General features: G+C 40.3%; 23 protein-coding genes. 9 read left to right on the top strand and 14 right to left on the bottom strand.

Translation table 11 applies throughout. From position 1 onward, the window contains the following. Positions 1-16: 16 nt before the first annotated feature. Entirely contained in the window at positions 17-1,282 is a 1,266-nt protein-coding gene (locus NST01_RS17260; protein WP_017360032.1) for an L-lactate MFS transporter, read from the bottom strand. A gap of 134 nt (positions 1,283-1,416) precedes the next feature. Here NST01_RS17260 and fdhD point away from each other — a divergent pair, with 134 nt between their 5' ends. Both fdhD and moaA read left to right on the top strand, forming a co-directional pair. Continuing rightward, the gene (gene fdhD, locus NST01_RS17255; RefSeq protein ID WP_019743253.1) at positions 1,417-2,205 is read left to right on the top strand and encodes a formate dehydrogenase accessory sulfurtransferase FdhD; all 789 of its coding nucleotides are present in this window, start codon (positions 1,417-1,419) and stop codon (positions 2,203-2,205) included. 10 nt (positions 2,206-2,215) lie between these two features. Continuing rightward, complete coding sequence (gene moaA, locus NST01_RS17250) at positions 2,216-3,223, top strand: GTP 3',8-cyclase MoaA (RefSeq protein ID WP_017360030.1); 1,008 nt, start codon at positions 2,216-2,218, stop codon at positions 3,221-3,223. 254 nt (positions 3,224-3,477) lie between these two features. Here the strand turns inward: moaA and rpsN are convergent, their stop codons facing one another. The 4 genes from rpsN to NST01_RS17230 form a co-directional block, all read right to left on the bottom strand. Continuing rightward, positions 3,478-3,747: a 30S ribosomal protein S14 gene (gene rpsN, locus NST01_RS17245; protein WP_008343369.1), complete on the bottom strand. Its 270-nt coding sequence runs from the start codon at positions 3,745-3,747 to the stop codon at positions 3,478-3,480. A gap of 16 nt (positions 3,748-3,763) precedes the next feature. Then, positions 3,764-4,960, bottom strand: coding sequence for a GTP-binding protein (locus NST01_RS17240; RefSeq protein WP_017360029.1), 1,197 nt, complete (start codon positions 4,958-4,960; stop codon positions 3,764-3,766). A gap of 80 nt (positions 4,961-5,040) precedes the next feature. Then, positions 5,041-5,190 carry a 50S ribosomal protein L33 gene (gene rpmG, locus NST01_RS17235; protein WP_003214771.1) on the bottom strand — a complete coding sequence of 50 codons (150 nt, stop codon included), beginning with the start codon at positions 5,188-5,190 and terminating at the stop codon, positions 5,041-5,043. A 140-nt stretch (positions 5,191-5,330) separates the two neighbouring features. After that, positions 5,331-5,753, bottom strand: a complete 423-nt coding sequence (locus NST01_RS17230) for a DUF5362 family protein (RefSeq protein WP_007497598.1) — start codon at positions 5,751-5,753, stop codon at positions 5,331-5,333. 288 nt (positions 5,754-6,041) lie between these two features. On the opposite strand from NST01_RS17230, the gene NST01_RS17225 reads away from it, so the two are divergent. Continuing rightward, the gene (locus NST01_RS17225) at positions 6,042-6,236 is read left to right on the top strand and encodes a hypothetical protein (RefSeq protein WP_072367358.1); all 195 of its coding nucleotides are present in this window, start codon (positions 6,042-6,044) and stop codon (positions 6,234-6,236) included. A 33-nt stretch (positions 6,237-6,269) separates the two neighbouring features. Beyond that, positions 6,270-6,668, top strand: coding sequence for a hypothetical protein (locus NST01_RS17220; RefSeq protein ID WP_007497596.1), 399 nt, complete (start codon positions 6,270-6,272; stop codon positions 6,666-6,668). A 55-nt stretch (positions 6,669-6,723) separates the two neighbouring features. Here the strand turns inward: NST01_RS17220 and NST01_RS17215 are convergent, their stop codons facing one another. Continuing rightward, positions 6,724-7,233: a hypothetical protein gene (locus NST01_RS17215; protein WP_046526717.1), complete on the bottom strand. Its 510-nt coding sequence runs from the start codon at positions 7,231-7,233 to the stop codon at positions 6,724-6,726. A gap of 98 nt (positions 7,234-7,331) precedes the next feature. Between NST01_RS17215 and NST01_RS17210 the strand changes: the two genes are divergently transcribed. From NST01_RS17210 to NST01_RS17200, 3 genes are read left to right on the top strand one after another with little or no spacing between them, the layout of a single operon-like run. Next, positions 7,332-9,131, top strand: a complete 1,800-nt coding sequence (locus NST01_RS17210; protein WP_048002961.1) for an ABC transporter ATP-binding protein — start codon at positions 7,332-7,334, stop codon at positions 9,129-9,131. A 1-nt stretch (position 9,132) separates the two neighbouring features. Further along, complete coding sequence (locus tag NST01_RS17205; protein ID WP_213407044.1) at positions 9,133-9,702, top strand: MauE/DoxX family redox-associated membrane protein; 570 nt, start codon at positions 9,133-9,135, stop codon at positions 9,700-9,702. Next, positions 9,699-10,229: a TlpA family protein disulfide reductase gene (locus tag NST01_RS17200; RefSeq protein ID WP_007497592.1), complete on the top strand. Its 531-nt coding sequence runs from the start codon at positions 9,699-9,701 to the stop codon at positions 10,227-10,229. Before NST01_RS17205 ends, NST01_RS17200 begins: the two co-directional genes overlap by 4 nt. Before the next feature lie 234 nt (positions 10,230-10,463). On the opposite strand, the gene NST01_RS17195 is transcribed toward NST01_RS17200, so the two are convergent. Continuing rightward, positions 10,464-10,961: a GNAT family N-acetyltransferase gene (locus NST01_RS17195; protein ID WP_008343345.1), complete on the bottom strand. Its 498-nt coding sequence runs from the start codon at positions 10,959-10,961 to the stop codon at positions 10,464-10,466. Between the two features lie 127 nt (positions 10,962-11,088). Between NST01_RS17195 and NST01_RS17190 the strand changes: the two genes are divergently transcribed. Continuing rightward, on the top strand, positions 11,089-11,985 hold the full coding sequence (locus NST01_RS17190) for a peptidoglycan DD-metalloendopeptidase family protein (RefSeq protein ID WP_007497590.1): 897 nt from the start codon (positions 11,089-11,091) through the stop codon (positions 11,983-11,985). 86 nt (positions 11,986-12,071) lie between these two features. Here the strand turns inward: NST01_RS17190 and NST01_RS17185 are convergent, their stop codons facing one another. The 5 genes from NST01_RS17185 to NST01_RS17165 all read right to left on the bottom strand — a co-directional run bounded on the left by NST01_RS17185 (position 12,072) and on the right by NST01_RS17165 (position 16,197). Continuing rightward, the gene (locus NST01_RS17185; protein ID WP_007497589.1) at positions 12,072-12,419 is read right to left on the bottom strand and encodes a P-II family nitrogen regulator; all 348 of its coding nucleotides are present in this window, start codon (positions 12,417-12,419) and stop codon (positions 12,072-12,074) included. Positions 12,420-12,437: 18 nt separating this feature from the next. Then, complete coding sequence (locus NST01_RS17180) at positions 12,438-13,646, bottom strand: ammonium transporter (RefSeq protein WP_008343343.1); 1,209 nt, start codon at positions 13,644-13,646, stop codon at positions 12,438-12,440. A 193-nt stretch (positions 13,647-13,839) separates the two neighbouring features. After that, positions 13,840-14,580, bottom strand: coding sequence for an amino acid ABC transporter ATP-binding protein (locus tag NST01_RS17175; RefSeq protein ID WP_035389775.1), 741 nt, complete (start codon positions 14,578-14,580; stop codon positions 13,840-13,842). Between the two features lie 10 nt (positions 14,581-14,590). After that, positions 14,591-15,268 (bottom strand): amino acid ABC transporter permease, encoded by a 678-nt coding sequence (locus NST01_RS17170; RefSeq protein WP_081832172.1) that lies wholly within the window; start codon positions 15,266-15,268, stop codon positions 14,591-14,593. Between the two features lie 41 nt (positions 15,269-15,309). Next, the gene (locus NST01_RS17165) at positions 15,310-16,197 is read right to left on the bottom strand and encodes a transporter substrate-binding domain-containing protein (RefSeq protein ID WP_251185843.1); all 888 of its coding nucleotides are present in this window, start codon (positions 16,195-16,197) and stop codon (positions 15,310-15,312) included. Between the two features lie 176 nt (positions 16,198-16,373). On the opposite strand from NST01_RS17165, the gene NST01_RS17160 reads away from it, so the two are divergent. Then, on the top strand, positions 16,374-17,765 hold the full coding sequence (locus NST01_RS17160; RefSeq protein ID WP_035389771.1) for an MFS transporter: 1,392 nt from the start codon (positions 16,374-16,376) through the stop codon (positions 17,763-17,765). Positions 17,766-17,798: 33 nt separating this feature from the next. Here the strand turns inward: NST01_RS17160 and NST01_RS17155 are convergent, their stop codons facing one another. Continuing rightward, positions 17,799-18,398, bottom strand: coding sequence for an undecaprenyl-diphosphatase (locus NST01_RS17155; protein WP_046526711.1), 600 nt, complete (start codon positions 18,396-18,398; stop codon positions 17,799-17,801). A gap of 109 nt (positions 18,399-18,507) precedes the next feature. Next, complete coding sequence (locus NST01_RS17150; RefSeq protein ID WP_024718734.1) at positions 18,508-19,695, bottom strand: MFS transporter; 1,188 nt, start codon at positions 19,693-19,695, stop codon at positions 18,508-18,510. Between the last annotated feature and the right edge of the window lie 13 nt (positions 19,696-19,708).

Here is a 19,708-nt window from a genome sequence, read left to right as displayed (position 1 = left end):
TTCTGTCAAATTCATATTAAGAGCGGACCGTGACAGAAGAAGGAGCAGTAAGATTTGATTCACGAAGTTGTTTAATATCCTTCCGAATGAGAAGAGATATGATAAACGCAATGAAAAATAGGCCAGAGAAGACCATGAGACTTTGTGTGTAATTGCCTGTAATGTCACGAATAAAGGAGGAAAATAAAGGTCCTGCTAAACCAGCAGCGGCCCAAGCGGTGAGAATATAACCGTGTATGGCACCTAGCTGCTTCGTACCAAATAAATCTCCGATATAGGCTGGAATTGAAGCAAACCCTCCTCCGTAGCACGTATAAATGATCGCCATCACGATTGAAAAGATGAGCGGATCTTTTAAGTAGGGAAGTAAGGGAAAAGCAATGAGCTGTATAGTAAAGAAAATCGTATACGTATTTGGCCTTCCAATATAATCAGAGAAAGATGCCCATCCGATCCGTCCTAGCCCATTAAAGGCACCTAAAATTCCAACAAGAGTAGCTGCTGCACCGGCCGTGAAACCAACACTTTCTTGAGCAAGCGGTGATGCTACAGAAATAATGGCAATTCCGCATGTGATATTAATAAAGAGCATGACCCACAAATAATAAAAACGCCGTGTTTTAATGGCTTCATTTGCTGTGAGCTGTGATAAATCTTGAGGAATTTTCCTTTGGCTTGTTTTTAGCACGTTAAATTGTTTGACATCATCAGGTGTTGGTGGTGATAAATAAAGAGATGAAACGACCATGATGATAAAATAAGAGATTCCGAGAATATAGAAGGTATTTGTAATATCAACTTTTTCAATGAGAAATTGAATAATGGGACTGCAAATAAGAGAAGCAAATCCAAAACCCATAATGGCTAAACCCGTTGCGAGTCCTCTTCGATCTGGAAACCATTTGACTAATGTTGAAACTGGTGCAATATAGCCTACACCTAATCCGATTCCAGCGAGTACACCATAAAATAAATAGAGGAGAGGTAATGAAGACATGTGAACAGCAAACCCTGATCCAGTCATCCCAATGCCGAAGAAAATAGCTGAGAAGAGCCCTGATGCCCTCGGCCCATACTTTTCAACGAAATGCCCCATAAAGGCAGCCGATAAACCTAAAAATAAAATAGCGATGCTAAATGTCAGGCTTATTTCTGTTAATGACCATTGAAAGGTTTGATGTAAAGGATTCGTAAAAACACTCCATGCATAAACAGATCCGATAGATAAATGAATCCCCACAGCACTTGTAGCGATAAGCCAACGGTTTTTTGTTTTGTTCATTGTGTTCCCTCCATATAAAGCAAACAAAAAGTTTGATAAGATAGAAATATGTTACATTTTTATGACTTTTTAAAATAATATCACAATTCGTCTGGTTCATATAACTAAATTTGTGTTGAAAGGAAGATCAGATCATGAATCCTTCTGTTAAAACGAAACGACGCATACACCAATATCGCAGAGGTCAAATGACATGTAAAACAGATGAAGTTGTAGAAGAATTCCCTTTAACCGTGCTGGTGAATAGTGAAGAGTTTGTCACACTCGTTTGTTCACCGGATCATTTGAAAGAATTGGTGATCGGTTTTTTAGCTTCAGAAGGAGTCATTCGATTTGAAAAAGAGATTAAAAGGTTTACAATAGATGAAAGTATGGGTTTTGCATATGTTGACTTACATCACTCAACTCAGTTCCAATCCGCAGATTTTACAAAACGAGTGATCGGATCTTGCTGTGGGAAAGGAAGACATTTTTATTTTCTCCAAGATGTGAAGACGGCAAAAACAGCCATTGACCGAATCAGTATTTCTGCTGAAACTTGTATTCATTTAATGAAATGTTTACAGGAGGAAAGTCAGTTATTTCAACATACTGGTGGTGTCCATAATGCTGGACTGTGTGATACAGAAAAGCTATTCATCACTAGGACGGATATAGGACGGCATAATGCGTTGGATAAAATCTATGGATATTGTTTACTTCATAAAATCCCACTGAGAGATAAAATCCTTGTATTTAGCGGCCGGATATCGTCTGAAGTTCTGTTGAAGGCAGCAAAATTAGGGGTATCAATCGTCATATCAAAATCAGCTCCTACTGAGTTAGCACTTAAAATGGCAGAAGAATTAAATATAACAACAGTTGGATTCGTAAGAGGAGAATCTTTTAATATCTATACTCATCATCAGCGTATTACAGAATAGGAGGCTAAGTATGGTCAGTATTTTGGATAAAAGACATCGACCATTGCGCGATTTAAGAATATCCGTAACAGATCGCTGTAATTTTAGATGTACGTACTGTATGCCTGCTGAAATCTTTGGACCAGATTATCCTTTTTTAGATAAAGAAGAGCTGCTTAGCTTTGAGGAAATTGAACGACTTGCTGCGCTTTTTGCAAAGGAATTAGGTGTGGTGAAATTACGTATTACGGGTGGTGAACCTTTAATGCGTAAAGATTTGCCCGTTTTGATAGAAAAACTCGCAAAAATTCCAGGTATTGAAGACATCGCGATGACAACCAATGGAACGCTGTTACCTTTGTACGCAGATAAGCTAAAGAAAGCAGGTCTGAATAGAGTCACCATTAGTTTAGATTCTTTAAATCCAGATCGTTTTAAGCAGATGAATGGAAGACACATTTCTATCCAAAAAGTATTTGATGGGATAGAGGCTGCAAAAAAAGCTGGACTTGCTATTAAGATCAATATGGTTGTCCAAAAAGGTGTGAATGATCAAGATATCTTACCAATGGCAGCCTATTTTAAAAAAGAAGGACACATTCTACGATTTATTGAATTCATGGATGTTGGCAATACGAACAAATGGAATCTCAAGCATGTATTGACGAAAAAAGAGATTATGGAGCTAATTCATTCAAAATACCCTATCAAACCAGAACCCCCTCGATATCAAGGTGAAGTAGCCAAGCGTTATTTTTATGAGGATGGGTCAGGAGAGATTGGCATTATTTCTTCCGTTTCAGATGCTTTTTGTGGATCGTGTAATAGAGCTAGACTATCTGCACGTGGCGAATTATTCACCTGTCTTTTTGCATCATCGGGTTTTGATCTGAGACGATTCATCCGTAATTCAGAAAATGATGAATATCTAGTGAACATATTGAAGGAACTTTGGTCAAACAGACAGGATCAATATTCAGCTGAGAGAGAGCAAAAGAAAGATCAGAAAAAAGTTGAGATGTCCTATATCGGCGGGTAATGACAACAAAGTATCATGATCATCGATTTTTGAAAAGAAGAGAAAATGCTATAATCACTGTTGAAAATCTTCTTTTAACATCAGGACAATCTTTCCTATAAGCTCATCCCCATAAAAAAACAGCAGAGATTCTGCTGTTTTTTTAAAATGCTATTTTGTACCTCAAAATTGACGGAGTAAGGATGAAAAAAAGATTTTTATTCATTTTGTCCTGCTTTACATTTACAGGAACTATGCTAAGATCAAATCAATCTTTACCAACTCGATTTTTTCACTCCTGGAATCTGTCCTTTATAGGCAAGCTCACGAAAAGCAATTCGAGACATTTTAAATTTTCTCAAGTAACCTCTAGGACGGCCAGTTAATTCACAGCGGTTTTTTAAGCGAGTGGGTGAAGAGTCTCTAGGTAGTTTCTGCAAAGCTTCATAGTCACCTTTTTCTTTTAGCTCTTTCCTTAATTGTGCATATTTCAAAACGAGCTGCTGCCGCTTTTTTTCTTTTGCTATTTTTGATTTCTTTGCCATTTAAAACCCTCCTGGTTTAAGTGTGTATGTTCCATTGAAAGGGGTCTTCAAACGTTGTCCAATCTTGATCAAATTCTTCAGGTGTGAGTAAGCATTGATCTAGTGTACGAATAATATCTGCTTTAGGTAAATCTACACCGATAAAGACAAGTTTTGTATGTCGATCACCAAACTCTGCATCCCACTCATCTAAAATTTCTGGTTCCTGATTTAAGATCCGTGATCGTTCTTGCTCAGGCAAGGCAGCAATCCAGTATGCGATTGGTTCAATTGCAACAGATTTTCCGGCTTGTGAAATTAAAATGGTTAAATCATGATGTGTCACTAGCCATGTAAATCCTTTCGCTCGAACAATCTGCTCTGGCATTTGATCTAACCATGCATTCAGTCTGCCAGTATGAAAAGGAAGCCTTCTTTCATAAACAAAAGATGAGATTTGGTATTCTTCTGTTTCAGGCGTATGCTGAGAGTGTCCAGCATTAATTTCTTTGATCCAGCCCGCAGAAGCACTAGATTTTTCAAAATCGAATAAACCAGTATTCAAAATATCACTAGGCTGTACGTTACCTTTAGAGGTTCTAATAATGGCTGCTTCTGGTTGAAGTTTGGTTAACACGTGCTCAAGCCGATCTAGTTCTGATGCTGATACAAGATCACATTTATTGATAATGAGCACATCACAAAATTCAATTTGATCAATAAGTAAATCGGAAATCTCTCGTTCATCATCATCTGAAACTGCTTCTTTACGATCCAATAAACTTTCTCCTGACTGGAAATCTGTCCAGAAACGGTTTGCATCTACCACCGTTACCATCGTGTCTAATCTGCAAAAACGTGTCAAATCTATGCCCATTTCTTCATCAATGTAAGAGAAAGTTTGAGCGACAGGAATTGGTTCACTAATACCTGTAGATTCAATGACAATATAATCGATATTCCCAGCCTTACAAAGGCGTTCTACTTCAATTAATAAATCTTCTCTCAATGTGCAACAAATACAACCATTAGATAGTTCAACCAGTTTCTCATCTGATCGAGAGAGTTCTCCGCCTTGCTTAACTAATTCTGCATCAATATTTATTTCGCTCATGTCATTGACAATAACAGCTACTTTTAGCCCTTTACGATTCTGTAGAACATGATTTAATATCGTGGTTTTTCCAGCTCCTAAAAAGCCGCTTAGAACTGTGACAGGTATTCTCTTATCCATTTGGTTTAGTCCTTTTGAACATAATCATTTTGTATGCCGCCTCGCTTAAATAGTAATTGTTACGATTTGAATCCCAAAAATTATTTTGTTTCCCGATGAAGGGTGTATTTCTTTAATCGTGGAGAATATTTTTTTAACTCCAATCTGTCTGGGTTCGTTCGTTTATTTTTTGTAGTGATATAGTTTCTGTCACCTGTTTCTGTACAGGCTAAGGTGATTTTCACGCGCATAATTGCTATAATCCTCCTTTATTTCGTAATGATTACGATTTGTATTTTAAAATGATAAAGGCTGATTGTCAAGTTTAGTATCAAGTCTATGCCAACTCAAATAAAAAAGGGGTATCGTATTTCATTGATACCCCTTTCTATTAATAAAAGTCACCAAGTTCTTCTTCGTAATAATCTTCGTACTGTTGGACATCGGTAGGGAGTTCTTGGAGAAAGGCTAGTCCGCCTAGTATAAACATCAAAACAATCGCGATGAATGAGAGAATAACGGCGGCAATACTTGAAATCGCAAACAGTGTTTGCATTTTCATCATTTTAGCATATTGTTCCAATAATTCTTCGTAAGAAGTATCAGGCGCTTGAATCAATTGTTCAGCTGCTTTCACGGATTTTTGGACATGAATTCCCATCATAATCAGAAAAACGCCAATGGCAGCAGGAAGAACAAGCCAAAACCCACTGAGGATGGATAGACCACCTGAAATATAGAGAAAGATGCTCCCAACCTTTCCCCACTTTGTTATTGAATGAAGAGATTGAATGATTTTCTCAGTTTGTTGCAATTGTGTTCACTCCTTTATGTATTCACTCTCTATCATACTTGAGCAAGTAGTACTTTAGGAAGAGTGAATTGACCTTTTTTCTATCTTCCATTTACTTTTTATGGATAAATAAATTATTTTTGAATAAGAAAAAAGTAGCAATTACTACAATTCTAATCGATAAATTTTGTCATAAATAAGAAAATTAGTTTGAAGTAATTAGAAAATTTATCAAAATATGTTGTTAGTTGTCTATCAATTGGTTATTATTGTATTGTATTACCATAAAAATTGGAAGGTGGAATTCATATGTTAGATCGAATTTTAAACAAAATGACCAATGTTCAACCTGCAGCTGCTAGATGTATTTTGCAAAGATTGGTCACTTCTTGCCAATCAGCACCAACTTGTTTCCTTCAAGGCGTTGGAACTTTCCGTTACTATGTGGATCGTGACACAGGTGAGATTTGTACTAGCCAAGAACGCGTTAAATGTGGCTGCTAAATTTAAGTATCTTATTTATTAGGGTGTGAACGCATGAGCATAACTCCAATTTCATTAGTAACAAATGCTATGCAGACGTCAAATAAGCGTCAAGCTGGCCATACATCAAATTCTTTTTTGACTCAAGCAGCGCAAATTGTTCAAGGCGACCATTCTCCAGAAGAGAGAAAGGCGTTATTTCAACAACTGACTTTAGTTCAGCAAGGAAAAGATTTAGAGCTTCATGTTTCTAAATTAAAGGAACTAGAGAAAGAGGTTCAAAAAGAGGGGTCTTCTTCTGTTACTGTGAATCAGCACGGTGATCAAGTTGACATTTCAAATGAAGCTCGCAGTGAGTTTGAACAAGCTGAGGAACAAACATCCGCTTCAAGCGAAGCTAATGAAATCGCTGCAGAGGAAAAAGGGAAGGATGTTCAGCCAAATTCACAATAATAAAAAATGAGGCATGTGTTTGATGCTCTTCACATGCCTCATTTATCTTTTATCTTTAGTTTGCAGCTAGTCTTGAATAAAGACCGTCTGGAAAAGGTGCTGCATATGAGATGGTATCATTCTCTTCTACCATGATGTAGAACGGAAACTCCTGAATTTGGAATGCGTTTATCAATTGTTCGTCTACCGGAATAATTCGCAAGTTTGTTTCGTGATCACGATATAATTCTTGGTCCTTTTTTTGCCCGTTTTTCAACAAAATACTCAATGAAACGTTTAGTTTACGCTGCTTTTTTGTTTCTAGGAATTGTTCGAGTGATGGAATGCAGTGCGGACATGCTGTGTCAGTGAAGATCAGTAATTGTTGTGTACGATTTGTTTGCAGCAGATCATTCATGTGAATGGGTGATGGCTGATCGAGAAGTGGATGCGCAAGTTTCTGCCCCACGTGTTCTATAGGTAAGATGATAAGCTGCATCTGTTGTTTTAAATAGATGATAATTCCAGCCGTTAATAGAAGACTGCAAATCATAAGAGCGAGCTGTATAAGAAAAATTGAATTCATCGTATATCGTCCTCTCAAAGTGAAGTTACGCAAAGCTATCATATTACAAATATCAAAAATATGTCAATTATACTAAATGGTGTAAGGTGGAGCATCTCATGAGTACAGTGAACCATTGTTTATATGCAATCTCCTATACTTGGAAAAAAAGTCGTTCTTATCTTCTTTTAACTTTGTTCATTCAAGTGATCGTTGGTTTTATGCCTTTGGCTAGTGTCTGGATTATTCAAACTTTGATTAATGAAATTATTTTATTTATGACGTCTTCAGGTGACATCCAAAAGGTTTTGTGGTTATTTGGACTGCAAATGGTCATTGTGATTTTAGGATATGGGCTTCAATTCATTCTTCAGCTTAGTCAACAGAAAGCAACAAATCTGATTGGTCTGCATTTGAAAGGTGAATTGCTTCAAAAAGCGATAAGACTGCCGTTTATTACGTTTGAGCACCCGTCCTTTTATAATGAAAGTCAACGTGTGATGAACAGTCATCAGCATGTTCTCAGTATGGTGAGAAGTATTTTTACAATGATGAGCGCGTTGATTACTGTTGTATCACTTCTTATTTATATGATCGGTATTCATTGGGGCTTAGCGGTCATATTGTTCTTGTTTACCTTGCCTGTATTATGGATTGAACTTTTTTTTGGAGGCGCACGTTATCGATTAAATCGTTTGTTAACGGCTAATGATCGAAGAGAAATTTATGTATCTGATCTCGTCGCACAGCGAGATTCTTTAAAGGAAGTTCGTTTATATGGAATAGGGAATTATCTTCTTCAAAAGTGGAGAGGTCACTACGTTAAAAGTGCAGATGAAAAATATAATTTGCTGAAACGCCAAGTGCGCTGGGAGATGGCAGGCGGGTTGCTCATGACATTGGCCTATGTGTGCTGTGGTTTATTGATTGTCTTTCTTATTTTTCAAAAAAAATTAGCTGCGGGTACGTTTGTTGCAGTGCTACAAGCTGTACAAAACATTCAAAGTGGGTTTCAAGATTTAACGAGGGAATGTTCTAGTTTATATGAAACGAGCCTATATGTTGATGAAATGAGAGCTTTTCTAAAGAGAGAAGAGGAAATGCATGAACAGACGGAAGAGGCAGCGTCGCTTCAGGGAATTGAGCATATCCAGTCCATTACATTAGACAATCTCTCTTTTACTTATCCGAATATGAAAAAACCAGCGATTGAGCATATTCATTTTCATATGAATAAAGGTGAACGAATTGCATTAGTAGGAGATAATGGGTCCGGTAAAACCACTTTAATCAAATGTTTAACCGGCTTATACGATCCAGATCAACAGAATATGCACAAAGTCAATGGAGAGGATATTTCCACCATCCATAAAAAGACCTATCATGCGAGAATGGCTGTTCTTTTTCAAGATTTTATGAAGTACGAATTCACTGTGAGAGAAAACATAGGGTTTGGCCGTATTGATGATATAGAAGAGGAAGAGCGGTTGATTTCAGCCGCCCGTCAAGCAGGTATAGAGAAAAGAATTAATGAAATGGAAGACACATATGATGCGCAGCTAGGTCGCTTTTTTGAAGAGGGACATGAATTGTCTGGCGGACAATGGCAAAAGCTTGCGATGGCGAGAACCTTCTTTAGAGAAAGTGATTTTATTATTTTAGATGAACCGACCTCTGCTCTCGATCCATTGTCGGAGATCTCACTCATTCGAAAGTTGTTCGATCATACGCAGGATCAAGGTGTTTTGTTTATTACACATCGTATGGGAGCGGCCCGCTTAGCAGACCGTATCATCGTCATGAAAGATGGTGCTTTCATTGAAGAGGGCAACCATGATGAACTGATGGCATTACACGGAGAATACAGAAGGCTATACGAGGCACAATCTCAACTATTTCAACAAAAGGAGATGGTGTAAGGTGAGTGTCTTTTATTTCATAGGAGTCTATTTACTAGGAATCATTTTTGCAGGTGCATGGCTGGATAAAGCAAGGAAACAGAAGGCACATGTCCAGCAGATCAATGCTTATCGGCTGCTGCCGCCTTCTTTCGCGGCACCCATGTTTTATGTATTTTTGTTGATTGAGTTGGTTTGTACGATTCATTTGTTTATATGGAACATGTCTGTCCTGCCTGCAGTGGGCCTTACAGCCCTGTTATGTATTTACTCTGGAGCGGTTACGTTCAATTTAATGAGGGGGCATCGTGATATTTCGTGCGGTTGTGGAGGATTACTGGAAAACGATCGCCTGCATTGGGGGATTGTGATTCGTAATCTGCTGATGCTTACTCTTGTGGCAGGGTTATTTTATGTACATCCTAGTGTTGAAATGATTTCATTGCGGTTGAAAATGATTTGTTTTCTCATTGCAGCGGCTGTCTGTTTGATCATAGCGGTCAGCCAAGAAATTGTGCTATTGAAGCGAAAGTGGATCGACTCATTCCAGATTGCAGATGGATCAATTATAGAAGGAGATAAAATGAAATGACAGATATTTTATTAATCATTGTGTTATTAATTGTCATTGCCCAGCTGGCTGTCGTGTTTTTGCTTGCCCGTTTTATCGGGAGATTTATGAATAAAATAAAATCTCTTGATGGAATTGAATTGAAGGAAGCGGATATTGGTGACCCGGCTCCGTTATTTCGCAGTTATTCGCATGTAGGTGAAAAGGTGATCTTGAAGGAGTATTTGCAAAATGGGCGAGCTGTGATGCTGTTATTTGTGAATTCTACTTGTATGACTTGTAAAAGTATTTTGTCTGATGTGCAGCCTCAAACTTCACATGATGATGCTCATGTGATTGTTATTAATGGAGATGAACAAGCCGATGATGCCTCGCTTCTTCAATTGCTGCCGGAGCAAGCTGTTTATATGCGCTCATCACAAATTATGGAGTTGTATGGAGTAACAGTTGTTCCGCAAGCGCTTCTGATTGATGAACATGGTATCATTCTGAAAAGAAAATCGCTTCAAAATGCGAAGCAATTTGAGCAGTTGGTGCATGCTTCATAAAAAAGCGTCTCTTTCTTCAAGAGACGCTCCAGCGTGTAGACAAACCCTCGCATTCTTTGTCAGTCCTGCGTGCTGGTGCTCACGAATGTGAAATTCGCTCCGCACCAGTACTCGTCCTTCCTAGACTGCAAAGGTTTTCTATCACGATGAAAAGAAGACAAAGGGCTAAAATCAAGTTCATTTTAGCCCTTTGTCAACAATCTAAAGCGTCTCTTTCTTCAAGAGACGCTCCGTTTATAACTCTTTTCCTAAAATATCTAAGTCGTACCGATTGCCGTCCATTTCTGCGATGCGTGGCAAATGTCCCCAAGTCTCAAATCCGTGCTTCTTAAATAATTTGATGCTGGCTTCGTTGTGGCCGAAAATAAAGGCAAGTAACGTTCGGATGCCTAATGAGGGTGCCAATTCGAGCGCCTCTTGTAAGAACAGTGACCCTAAACCTTTTCCTCGATAGTTTTGGTTCAAGTAAATACTCATTTCAACAGTACCGTTGTATGCGGGTCTGCCGTAAAACGTTTCAAAACTGAGCCAGCCGTAGATATTTCCTTCCTCATCTGTTTTCACATAGAGAGGACGTTTCTCTGAATGATTCAAAAACCACTGACGGCGGTCTTCTACTGTAACAGGTTCTGTATCGGCCGTTACTTCTCTTGAAGCAATCGTTGAATTGTAGATATCGACGATCTCTTTGAGGTCATCTTCTGTTGCCATGCGGTTGAAAGTTTTCACCATATGTACCCCCATCTTTTTTCATTCATCATACATATTATTGATGCGATTGCGCAAAATAAAAAGAAAAATGATTTCGTGTGTATATATTTTTTGAAAAGTGTTCAGAATGTTGCTGAGGTGATGAAAAATGAGAGAGGAAGAAAAGAAACGTACTTCCAAAATCACAAAAGTTCAGCAATTTTTCCGTAAGCGCTGGGTATTCCCTGCTATTTACTTGGTCAGCGCAGCGGTCGTGTTAACAGCCGTTCTTTGGTATCAAGCTGTATCGAAAGATGTGAAAGACCAACTATCTGATGGAAATCAAACAGGACAAGAACAGCGTGATGATGCCGTTGAAGTTGGAAAGCCAATTGAAAATGTCGCTATGCCGGTCCAGAATTCTGAGAATGTTTCTGTCGTGAAAAAGTTCTATGAAGCAGATGCTGATCAAAAAGAAAAAGAAGCAGCACTTGTAAACTATAATAACACCTATACCTTAAGCAAAGGTATTGATCTTGCAGATAAAGATGGCAAAGTGTTTGATGTCACAGCTGCTCTTAGTGGAACAGTCGTTCAGGCGAAAAAAGATCCAGTTCTCGGTCACGTTGTTGAAATTGAACATGAAGATGGATTGTCTACTGTGTATCAATCGTTGTCTCAAGTGAGTGTAAAAGAAGGCGATGAAGTAAAGCAGAATGATGTCATCGGTGCTTCTGGTAAGAATCTATATGGTGCTGAAAGCGGCAACCATGTTCACTTTGAAATTCGTATGGAAGGTTTAGCGCTTAATCCGCTTAGCTTCATTGATAAGCCTGTTTCTTCCATTGAAAAAGCAGCGCAAGAAGTGACGGAAGAAGCAAAAGAACCTGCACAGCCAAAGGCTGATGAAAAAACGAAGGAACCTGCTGCTGACGATAAGGCAAAAGAGCCGGCTGAAGAAAAATCTGAAGATAAGTCTGATGAGAAGGGGAAATCCTCTGATCAAGAAAAGTCTTCTGATTCCTCTAAAGACCGCAGTCAGTCAGAAGAAACAAAACAATCTTAATGTCATGTCAGATCCTCTGTGTAGATAAATGCACAGAGGTTTTTTTCTGTCTTTAAAAAAACCTCCGCCATATGGCGGAGGGGATGCTATAAGGCGGCAGGTCCTTCTTCACCTGTCCGAATGTTGATTGTATTTTCTATCTCATATATAAAAATCTTCCCATCCCCTGGTTCGCCTGTACGCAGTACTTTCTGTGCTGTTTCCACGACCTGTTCAACAGGTACTTTGCTTAAGACGATTTCAATCTTTAAACGTTCGTACACATTGCTTTCCTTTTTGACGCCACGGTATAGTTCCGTATGTCCCTTTTGTAAACCGCAGCCGTGCACATTGGAAAAGGTAATCGAGGTGACACCAATCTTTCCAAGCTCCACCTTTAATGTTTCAAAATTAGCTGGACGTGTGACAATCTCCACTTTATACATTTTGCTCATAGAGACACCCCTTTTTCTTTAATCTTGATATGCTTTTTCGCCGTGCATCGTTAAATCAAGACCGACTGATTCTTCTTCTTCAGTTGCGCGAATCTTGAAGAAGATGTTGACGACTTTGATGATCACGTATGTGACAACTGCAACAAAGACGTATGTGGCCACGATGGCGACAACTTGTTTCCAAAGTAAGCTTGGATCGCCGTAAAATAAGCCGTTGGCTCCGCCATCATTGACAGATGTAGTGGCGAAAAGGCCTGTAGCAATGCCTCCCCAAGTACCGCCGATTCCGTGGAGACCGAATGCATCCAGTGCATCGTCATAGCCAAACTTGGCTTTGAGTGAATAGACGCCCCAGAAACAAACGATCCCGCCGATGATTCCGATGATAATCGAAGCGAATGGTGTGACAAAGCCTGCGGCAGGTGTAATCGCTACTAGGCCTGCAATGGCTCCAGAGATTGCACCTAGCATCGTTGGTTTTTTGTTGATCATCCATTCGACTAACAGCCAGCCGATGATTCCTGCAGCAGCTGCTGTATTGGTGTTAATAAAGGCATACATGGCGACACTATCTAATGTGAGGGCACTTCCTACGTTAAACCCAAACCAGCCAAACCAAATCACAGCTCCACCAAGAAGTGTGTAGATCAAGTTATGCGGAGAAGAACTTGCCGCTTCTTTTCGCTTCCCGAGAACAATGGCTACGACTAGACCAGCCACACCGGATGATATGTGGACGACGTTTCCACCGGCGAAGTCAAGTGCTCCCATTTCGCCAATCCAGCCGCCACCCCATACCCAGTGTGCGACTGGAGCGTATACAAATGTGACCCAAAGGAGTGTAAACACGACCACCGCTGAGTAACGAATACGTTCAGCGAAGGCACCAGAGATAATGGCTGTTGTGAGGACGGCAAAGGTCATTTGGAACATCATGAACAATGAATGTGGAATCGTATCACTATATGAACCAGGTTCAAAGCCAACGCCTTTTAGTCCAACCCAGTCAAAGCCTCCGATCCATGCATTGCCTGGCGCAAAGGCCAGTGAATAGCCAAACACGATCCAGACGATAGAGACAATGGCTAGTGAGGTTAAGCTGTGCATTGTCGTACTTAACACGTTTTTACTTCTCACAAGTCCTCCGTAGAATAAGGCTAAACCCGGTGTCATTAACCACACGAGTAGTGCGCAGAAGAACATAAATACTGTATCACCCATTTGCATGCTGCATTCCCCCGAATCATTCAGAATTAATAGATTTCTTAATTCTTCATTATAGAGAGAAAAGTCATATATAACATATTCATGTAAGTTTATCTAACATGGTTTTTTGGTCATTATCAATATAAATGGATGAAAAGTTCGTAAAAAATGAGAATAAACGTGTATGAACGACGAAAAATAAAGGGCGTTTGACCTATAAAATCGAACTGAGAAACAATTTGGTTCGCTCCTCTTGAGGAGAATCAAATAATTCTGATGGGGTACCTTGTTCGACAATTCGTCCTTCATGCATATAAACAACTCGGTCAGCTACTTCTTTTGCGAAGCCCATTTCATGAGTGACGATGACCATTGTCATGCCTTCTTTGGCAAGACTTTTCATGGTTTGCAGCACTTCGCCTACAAGCTCTGGGTCCAGCGCAGAAGTAGGCTCGTCAAATAACATGACATCGGGCTTCATGGCGAGAGCTCGTGCGATGGCAACGCGCTGTTTTTGACCGCCTGATAGCTTTGAAGGGTACACTTTTGCTTTATCCGCTAGTCCGACTTTCTCTAATAAGATATTGGCTTCAGTTATCGCTTGTGCTTTCTTTGTTTTTTTCACCATGACCGGTGCTTCGATGATGTTTTCAAGCACGGTTTTGTGCGGGAAGAGATTAAAATGCTGAAACACCATGCCTATTTTCTGCCTCATTTCATTTAATTGATCTCGTTTTGGATGAACGGGACTGCCATCAATGATGATCTGACCGTCATTTTTTATTTCTAAAAAATTCATACAACGGAGCAAGGTGCTTTTCCCAGAGCCGCTTGCACCAATTAAGACGACGACATCATTTTCATATACAGTGAGATCGATATCTTTTAAGACATGCAGCTCTCCAAAGTATTTATTCAGTTTTTCAACACGAATGATCTCTTTTGATTCTGTCATGCTTCTCCTCCTAATGATCACTGACTGAAAGTTTCTTCTCAACGGTTTGCACAGCGAATGTTAACAGCAGGACAAGAACTAAGTAATAGACAGCCACGACAAGTAAGTACGTCATGTTGTCAAAACTGTTGGAACCTTGAGTGGTGGCGATGTTAAAGAGTTCATTGACGCTGATGAAGGCGGCAAGTGATGAATCTTTTAAGCCGATAATAAACTGATTGCCGAGAGGGGGGAGGGCACGCCGCATCGCTTGCGGGAGAATGATACGTCTCATGGTTAGAAATCGCCCCATGCCAAGAGAACGTCCTGCTTCTTTTTGACCTTGATCGATTGATTGAATCGCACCTCTAAATATTTCTGCTATATAGGCACCGTTATGGAAGGCAAGCGCAATAGAGGCTGCCCAAAAGTCGGGTATATTTAATTCTGTCAGCCCAAAATACAGGATAAAAATCTGCACAATGAGTGGTGTCCCGCGTACAAGGAAGATATAGGCATTTGCGATATAACCGAAAACGGCTACGTGGGATATTTTTAGTAAGGCAAAGAAAAGCCCGATGAACATGCCGATGAAAATACTGATGACAGTGAGTTGTAAGGTGAGCAGCATTCCTTCTAAGAAAACGCCTCTAGAATCAATCAGCGTTTGAAAAAAGTGTGATAAGGTAGGCAAAACAATCATCTCCATTTGAAGAAAGTGCGCCTAGAGAAAGGCGCACAATCGTGGTTTTAATCCTGTTTGACGGTAATATCTTCGTCAAAATACTTTTCGCTAATTTGTCTTAATGTTCCGTCTTTTCTAAGTGCGTCAATCGCATCGTTGATTTCTTTTATGAGCTCTTTATTGTCTTTAGAGACAGCGATTGCTTGCTCACTTTGCCCGAGTCTTTCTTGTGCTTCAATTTTAAGTTTTTTCTTCATGGCTTCTGCACCTGTGGCAAAATCAGTGACGACCGCATCGTGTTTGCCGTTGGCTAGTGCTTCTAAAGCGACAACATCACTGTCGTAATATTTTGGTTCCTGCCCGCTATGTTCTTTGGCAATATCCGCATAGGACGAACCTTTAGAGACAGCGATTTCTTTGTCTTTTAAGTCATCTGCACTGTGAATGTCTGCGCCGGGTCTTGTGAAGATTTGCGGACCGGAGTAGTAATACGGTTGAGAAAAAAGGACGTGTTTTTTTCGTTCCTCGTTGATGGTATGACTTGCAACGGCCGCATCAAATTTACCTGCTTTGACGCCTTCGACGATGCCTGCGAATTTATATTTTTTCTGTACAGGCTCTAGGCCCATCTTGTCACTAATCGCATTGCCGACATCAATATCAAAGCCGGACATCTGGTTTCCATCCATGTAACTGAATGGGTGGAATTCACCTGATGCTGCAAAAATAAATTTCCCATCTTCCAAAATCGGCGACCCTTTCGCTGTAGAATTACGTTTATCTCCGTTCCCATTTGTTTCATTTGAACCGCACGAAGACAGAAGTAATACTGCAACCGAGAAAAGGGCTGGGACCCAAAACCGTCTTTTTTTAATAATAAGCTTCTCCTCCTTTTCAGCCGTTCTCCGTATAAGGAGAAAGTAGGCTTTTAAATATGTGTAGCATCTTACCATTTGTTCCTCATATTCTCAATTTTATATGCGCTTTTCCAACACTTGCCCTTTTTAGAATGTATGTCTTGCTTTTCGGAGAGAGAACTTGAATTGCTAAGGGTAAAAAAGGGAAATGAATCTCATAATAACGAGGAGATAGACAAAGAACGTGTATGTCAAAAGAAGGGGGCGGGTGTATGATCAAATGGAAAAACAACCGAAAAGTCTTTTTAACGGCGATTGCTTTTGGCACGATGTTAAATCCACTGAATTCCTCGATGATTTCTTTAGCCTTGCATCAAATTCAGCATGAGTTCGGTTTGTCATTTACGACGGTATCTTGGCTCATTTCAACCTTTTATTTGGCTAGTGCGGTCACGCAGCCGGTGAGTGGACGAATTGGAGATCATGTGATGAGCCGGAGAACTTTATTTTTATTTGGACTAGTTCTAGTGGCAGTCTCAGCCATTTGTGCGCCGTTTGCCCCGACTTTTGCGGTGCTGATTGTGATCCGGCTTCTTCAGGCGATTGGAAGTAGTGCGATCTATCCTTCAGGTGTTGGACTGATTCGGGATCATGTGAAGGAACGACAAGCTTCTGCTTTAGCGGTATTGTCCATCTTTGCTTCAGCGATGACAGCACTCGGGCCGACACTTGGCGGGTTTTTGATGACGATCGGCAGCTGGCCGGCGATCTTTTTAGTGAATTTACCATTCATATTGATCAGTTTTTTTCTAGGCCTGTCCTTGTTTCCTAAGGAGAAGAAGAAAAAATTGCGTATCGGAGACACTGTCCGAAAGCTTGATTTGCCAGGGATGTTTCTATTTACAGTTTGTATTGTCCTTTTGCTGTCTTTTTTATTATCACTATCTGATGGTATTCAGTATGTACAGGGCATTCTCTGTCTTGTGAGTGCGGGTGCTTTTATATGGTGGGAATATCAGGTGGATGAACCATTTATCCAAATTCGGATGTTCAGGCAGGAGAAACGGCTTTCGCTTGTGTATGTGCAATTTATCATTTTGAATATTTTCTTCTATTGTCTCTTTTTTGGCTTGCCAAGTTATTTTCAAGATGAATTGGGCTGGCGTGTGGAGATGACGGGTCTCTTTATGCTTTGCATGTCTGGCGTGAGCATTATGGTATCGCCGCTGACTGGCAAGTGGGTAGATCGCGGCGATGAACGGCACCCTGTTTTGGCAAGTGCTGTGCTGATGCTGGCCGGCGCTTCCGCCATGACTTTCTTTTTTATTCCTGCGCCATTCTGGGGGAAAGGACTGGTTCTTGCTTTGCTTGGACTCAGTTACGGGATTGGAAATGTTGCGCTTCAAGCTGCGATGTTAAAAGCGAGCCCTCAACAAATGATTGGCACGACCTCTGGGCTTTTTCAAACATGCAGGTACCTTGGTTCCATTCTGTCATCTGCCGTGCTTGGCATGCTGTTTGGTGAGGAAATTGCAGGTTCTCATTTTGAACAATTAGGCTGGACATTGATCATGATTTCTCTTGTCGGCATTAGCGTCAGCCTTTATTTTTCGAGTATGGTCAGAGGGAAACAAACAATGAAAAAAGCGGCTGGGATAAAGTAGAAGAGAGGTCTTCCATACTTTATCGCAAGCCGCTTAAGAGTTGGACAGGTCTGATCCTTGGTCCTTTTGCTTCCTTCTGAAAATTTTGCCCACAATGTTCTCGTAAAATGTCACGATACGATCAATAGGAGAGTCAAAGAACTTCCATAATTTATTCATGATAAAGACAACCACAATCGATACGATCAAGCTGCCTAATACATCAAATGGATAATGATGACCGACCCAGATGCGGGAGAACCCTGTCAGTAATCCAAAAACAAGCAACATATTGCCTAGTTTTTTATTACGGGATCGAATGGCTAGTGAAAGAGCCAGTGCACCTGTTGTGTGGTCACTTGGGAAGGAAGCGTCTGCTGAGTGCGGGATGAGTGTGTCGACTTTGTGCGCCACAAACGGCCGCTCTTCATAATAAAACAGCGTAATGGCAAAATTGACGATGAGTGCCACGATGCCTGTTACACCAGAAAAGAAGACATGCTTCTTAAATTTGTGATTACCTAAAAACCAGCAAATCAATAAGACGAGGGCATATACGAGAATGGCCTTTTTCGTAATGAAAATCATGGCCTGATCTAAAAACTCAGAATGATGAGCCATCCCGTGTATGACTTTAAACAATTCGTAATTCAAAACATCACCTATACTTTCGCTTAACGCCAACTATTTTTCAAAAGACCTATCTGTTCATTTGAAATATCCTATATTTTAGCATGTTTTCAGTGAAGTTTAAAACAGTATCCTATTCTGATAGGGAAACCTTTTGTGCTTTTGCTTCTTGCGGTTTTCGTTCGCTCCAATAAAAAACGCCCATGCTGAGTAACACGACAACGCCAGCAATGAGATATACATTTGAAAAATCTGTGAAGCTGACAAGCAGTCCGAAGACAAAGGATCCAGCGGCAATCCCCGTATCATACAAGGTAAAGAAAGTTGCTGTGGCGTAGCCTGTACGGTGTGCTGGTGAGTGCTGTATCGCAAGTGTTTGTAGACATGGCACCAAAGAGCCGTAGCCAAGGCCGATGACAGCGCCGGATAAAAGAAGCATGGTGGCTGTTTGTGTAGCGGTCAGCATCCATAAACCAATCGCAAAGAGAGCAATAGATGGATAGATCACAATATGAGGCCCGACTCGGTCAAACAGTCTGCCTGTAAATGGACGTGATCCAAGCATTGCAGCTGCAAAAACGATGAAGAAATAACTGCTTGCACCCATCAGGTGAAGTGAATTGGCATAGACTGAAATAAATGAAATGATCGGCGAGTAACAGAAGGAGATAATGATTCCAACTGCTGCCGTTTTTAAAGCACCTTTTTCAAACAGGTGAGAAAAAGTGAATCGAAAGATGACACTTCCGCCGTTTTCAGGCTCTGGCTGTCTAATCAGCATCGTGAAAGCTGCGCCGATGGAGACGATGATGGAAAAGAGCAGAAATAAAGAATGGAATCCTACTTTTCCGACTTGATTCAGTGCGATAAACGGACCGATGACCACGGCGAGGTTCATCGACATCACAAAGTATCCAAGACCCTCTCCTCGTTTATGTTTCGGAATCATATCAGCTGCAATAGCACTTGCTACGGTTGTCAAAATGCTGAAGAAGATTCCTTGCACGAAACGCAACATGAGAAGTGTTTGGAATTGATCAATTGGAATGTATAAATAAGTGAGCAGGGCAAAAGCCGTTGAAGAAAAAATCGCCATGCGTTTCTTGCCGAATTTCTCAATAATGGCCCCTGAAAATGGTCTTGTCACAATTGCTGATAATAAGAAGACCGTCACAAGGAGGCCGCCCTGTGATTCTGTTCCATTTAATTCATCCATTGTGTATATGGGGAGTAGTGTCAAAAGGGCATAAAAAGAGGTGAATGTAAATAAATTCACCAGGACAATCATGATAAAGTCTTTTGTCCAAATGCGTTCGTTCATGGTGTAAGTCACT

The organism is Bacillus sp. FSL R7-0166 (assembly GCF_038008935.1).
GTDB lineage: Bacteria > Bacillota > Bacilli > Bacillales > Bacillaceae > Bacillus > Bacillus altitudinis.
Note: the sequence above shows the minus strand (reverse complement) of the source record. Positions and strands in the feature narration are given on the sequence as shown.

Excerpts from the sequence above, each read along its gene's own strand:
- NST01_RS17260 (WP_017360032.1), bottom strand. The coding sequence starts at position 1,282 with ATGAACAAAACAAAAAACCGTTGGCTTATCGCTACAAGTGCTGTGGGG.
- fdhD (WP_019743253.1), top strand. The coding sequence starts at position 1,417 with ATGAATCCTTCTGTTAAAACGAAACGACGCATACACCAATATCGCAGA.
- moaA (WP_017360030.1), top strand. The coding sequence starts at position 2,216 with ATGGTCAGTATTTTGGATAAAAGACATCGACCATTGCGCGATTTAAGA.
- rpsN (WP_008343369.1), bottom strand. The coding sequence starts at position 3,747 with ATGGCAAAGAAATCAAAAATAGCAAAAGAAAAAAAGCGGCAGCAGCTC.
- NST01_RS17240 (WP_017360029.1), bottom strand. The coding sequence starts at position 4,960 with ATGGATAAGAGAATACCTGTCACAGTTCTAAGCGGCTTTTTAGGAGCT.
- rpmG (WP_003214771.1), bottom strand. The coding sequence starts at position 5,190 with ATGCGCGTGAAAATCACCTTAGCCTGTACAGAAACAGGTGACAGAAAC.
- NST01_RS17225 (WP_072367358.1), top strand. The coding sequence starts at position 6,042 with ATGTTAGATCGAATTTTAAACAAAATGACCAATGTTCAACCTGCAGCT.
- NST01_RS17220 (WP_007497596.1), top strand. The coding sequence starts at position 6,270 with ATGAGCATAACTCCAATTTCATTAGTAACAAATGCTATGCAGACGTCA.
- NST01_RS17215 (WP_046526717.1), bottom strand. The coding sequence starts at position 7,233 with ATGAATTCAATTTTTCTTATACAGCTCGCTCTTATGATTTGCAGTCTT.
- NST01_RS17210 (WP_048002961.1), top strand. The coding sequence starts at position 7,332 with ATGAGTACAGTGAACCATTGTTTATATGCAATCTCCTATACTTGGAAA.
- NST01_RS17200 (WP_007497592.1), top strand. The coding sequence starts at position 9,699 with ATGACAGATATTTTATTAATCATTGTGTTATTAATTGTCATTGCCCAG.
- NST01_RS17195 (WP_008343345.1), bottom strand. The coding sequence starts at position 10,961 with ATGGTGAAAACTTTCAACCGCATGGCAACAGAAGATGACCTCAAAGAG.
- NST01_RS17190 (WP_007497590.1), top strand. The coding sequence starts at position 11,089 with ATGAGAGAGGAAGAAAAGAAACGTACTTCCAAAATCACAAAAGTTCAG.
- NST01_RS17185 (WP_007497589.1), bottom strand. The coding sequence starts at position 12,419 with ATGAGCAAAATGTATAAAGTGGAGATTGTCACACGTCCAGCTAATTTT.
- NST01_RS17180 (WP_008343343.1), bottom strand. The coding sequence starts at position 13,646 with ATGCAAATGGGTGATACAGTATTTATGTTCTTCTGCGCACTACTCGTG.
- NST01_RS17175 (WP_035389775.1), bottom strand. The coding sequence starts at position 14,580 with ATGACAGAATCAAAAGAGATCATTCGTGTTGAAAAACTGAATAAATAC.
- NST01_RS17170 (WP_081832172.1), bottom strand. The coding sequence starts at position 15,268 with ATGGAGATGATTGTTTTGCCTACCTTATCACACTTTTTTCAAACGCTG.
- NST01_RS17165 (WP_251185843.1), bottom strand. The coding sequence starts at position 16,197 with ATGGTAAGATGCTACACATATTTAAAAGCCTACTTTCTCCTTATACGG.
- NST01_RS17160 (WP_035389771.1), top strand. The coding sequence starts at position 16,374 with ATGATCAAATGGAAAAACAACCGAAAAGTCTTTTTAACGGCGATTGCT.
- NST01_RS17150 (WP_024718734.1), bottom strand. The coding sequence starts at position 19,695 with ATGAACGAACGCATTTGGACAAAAGACTTTATCATGATTGTCCTGGTG.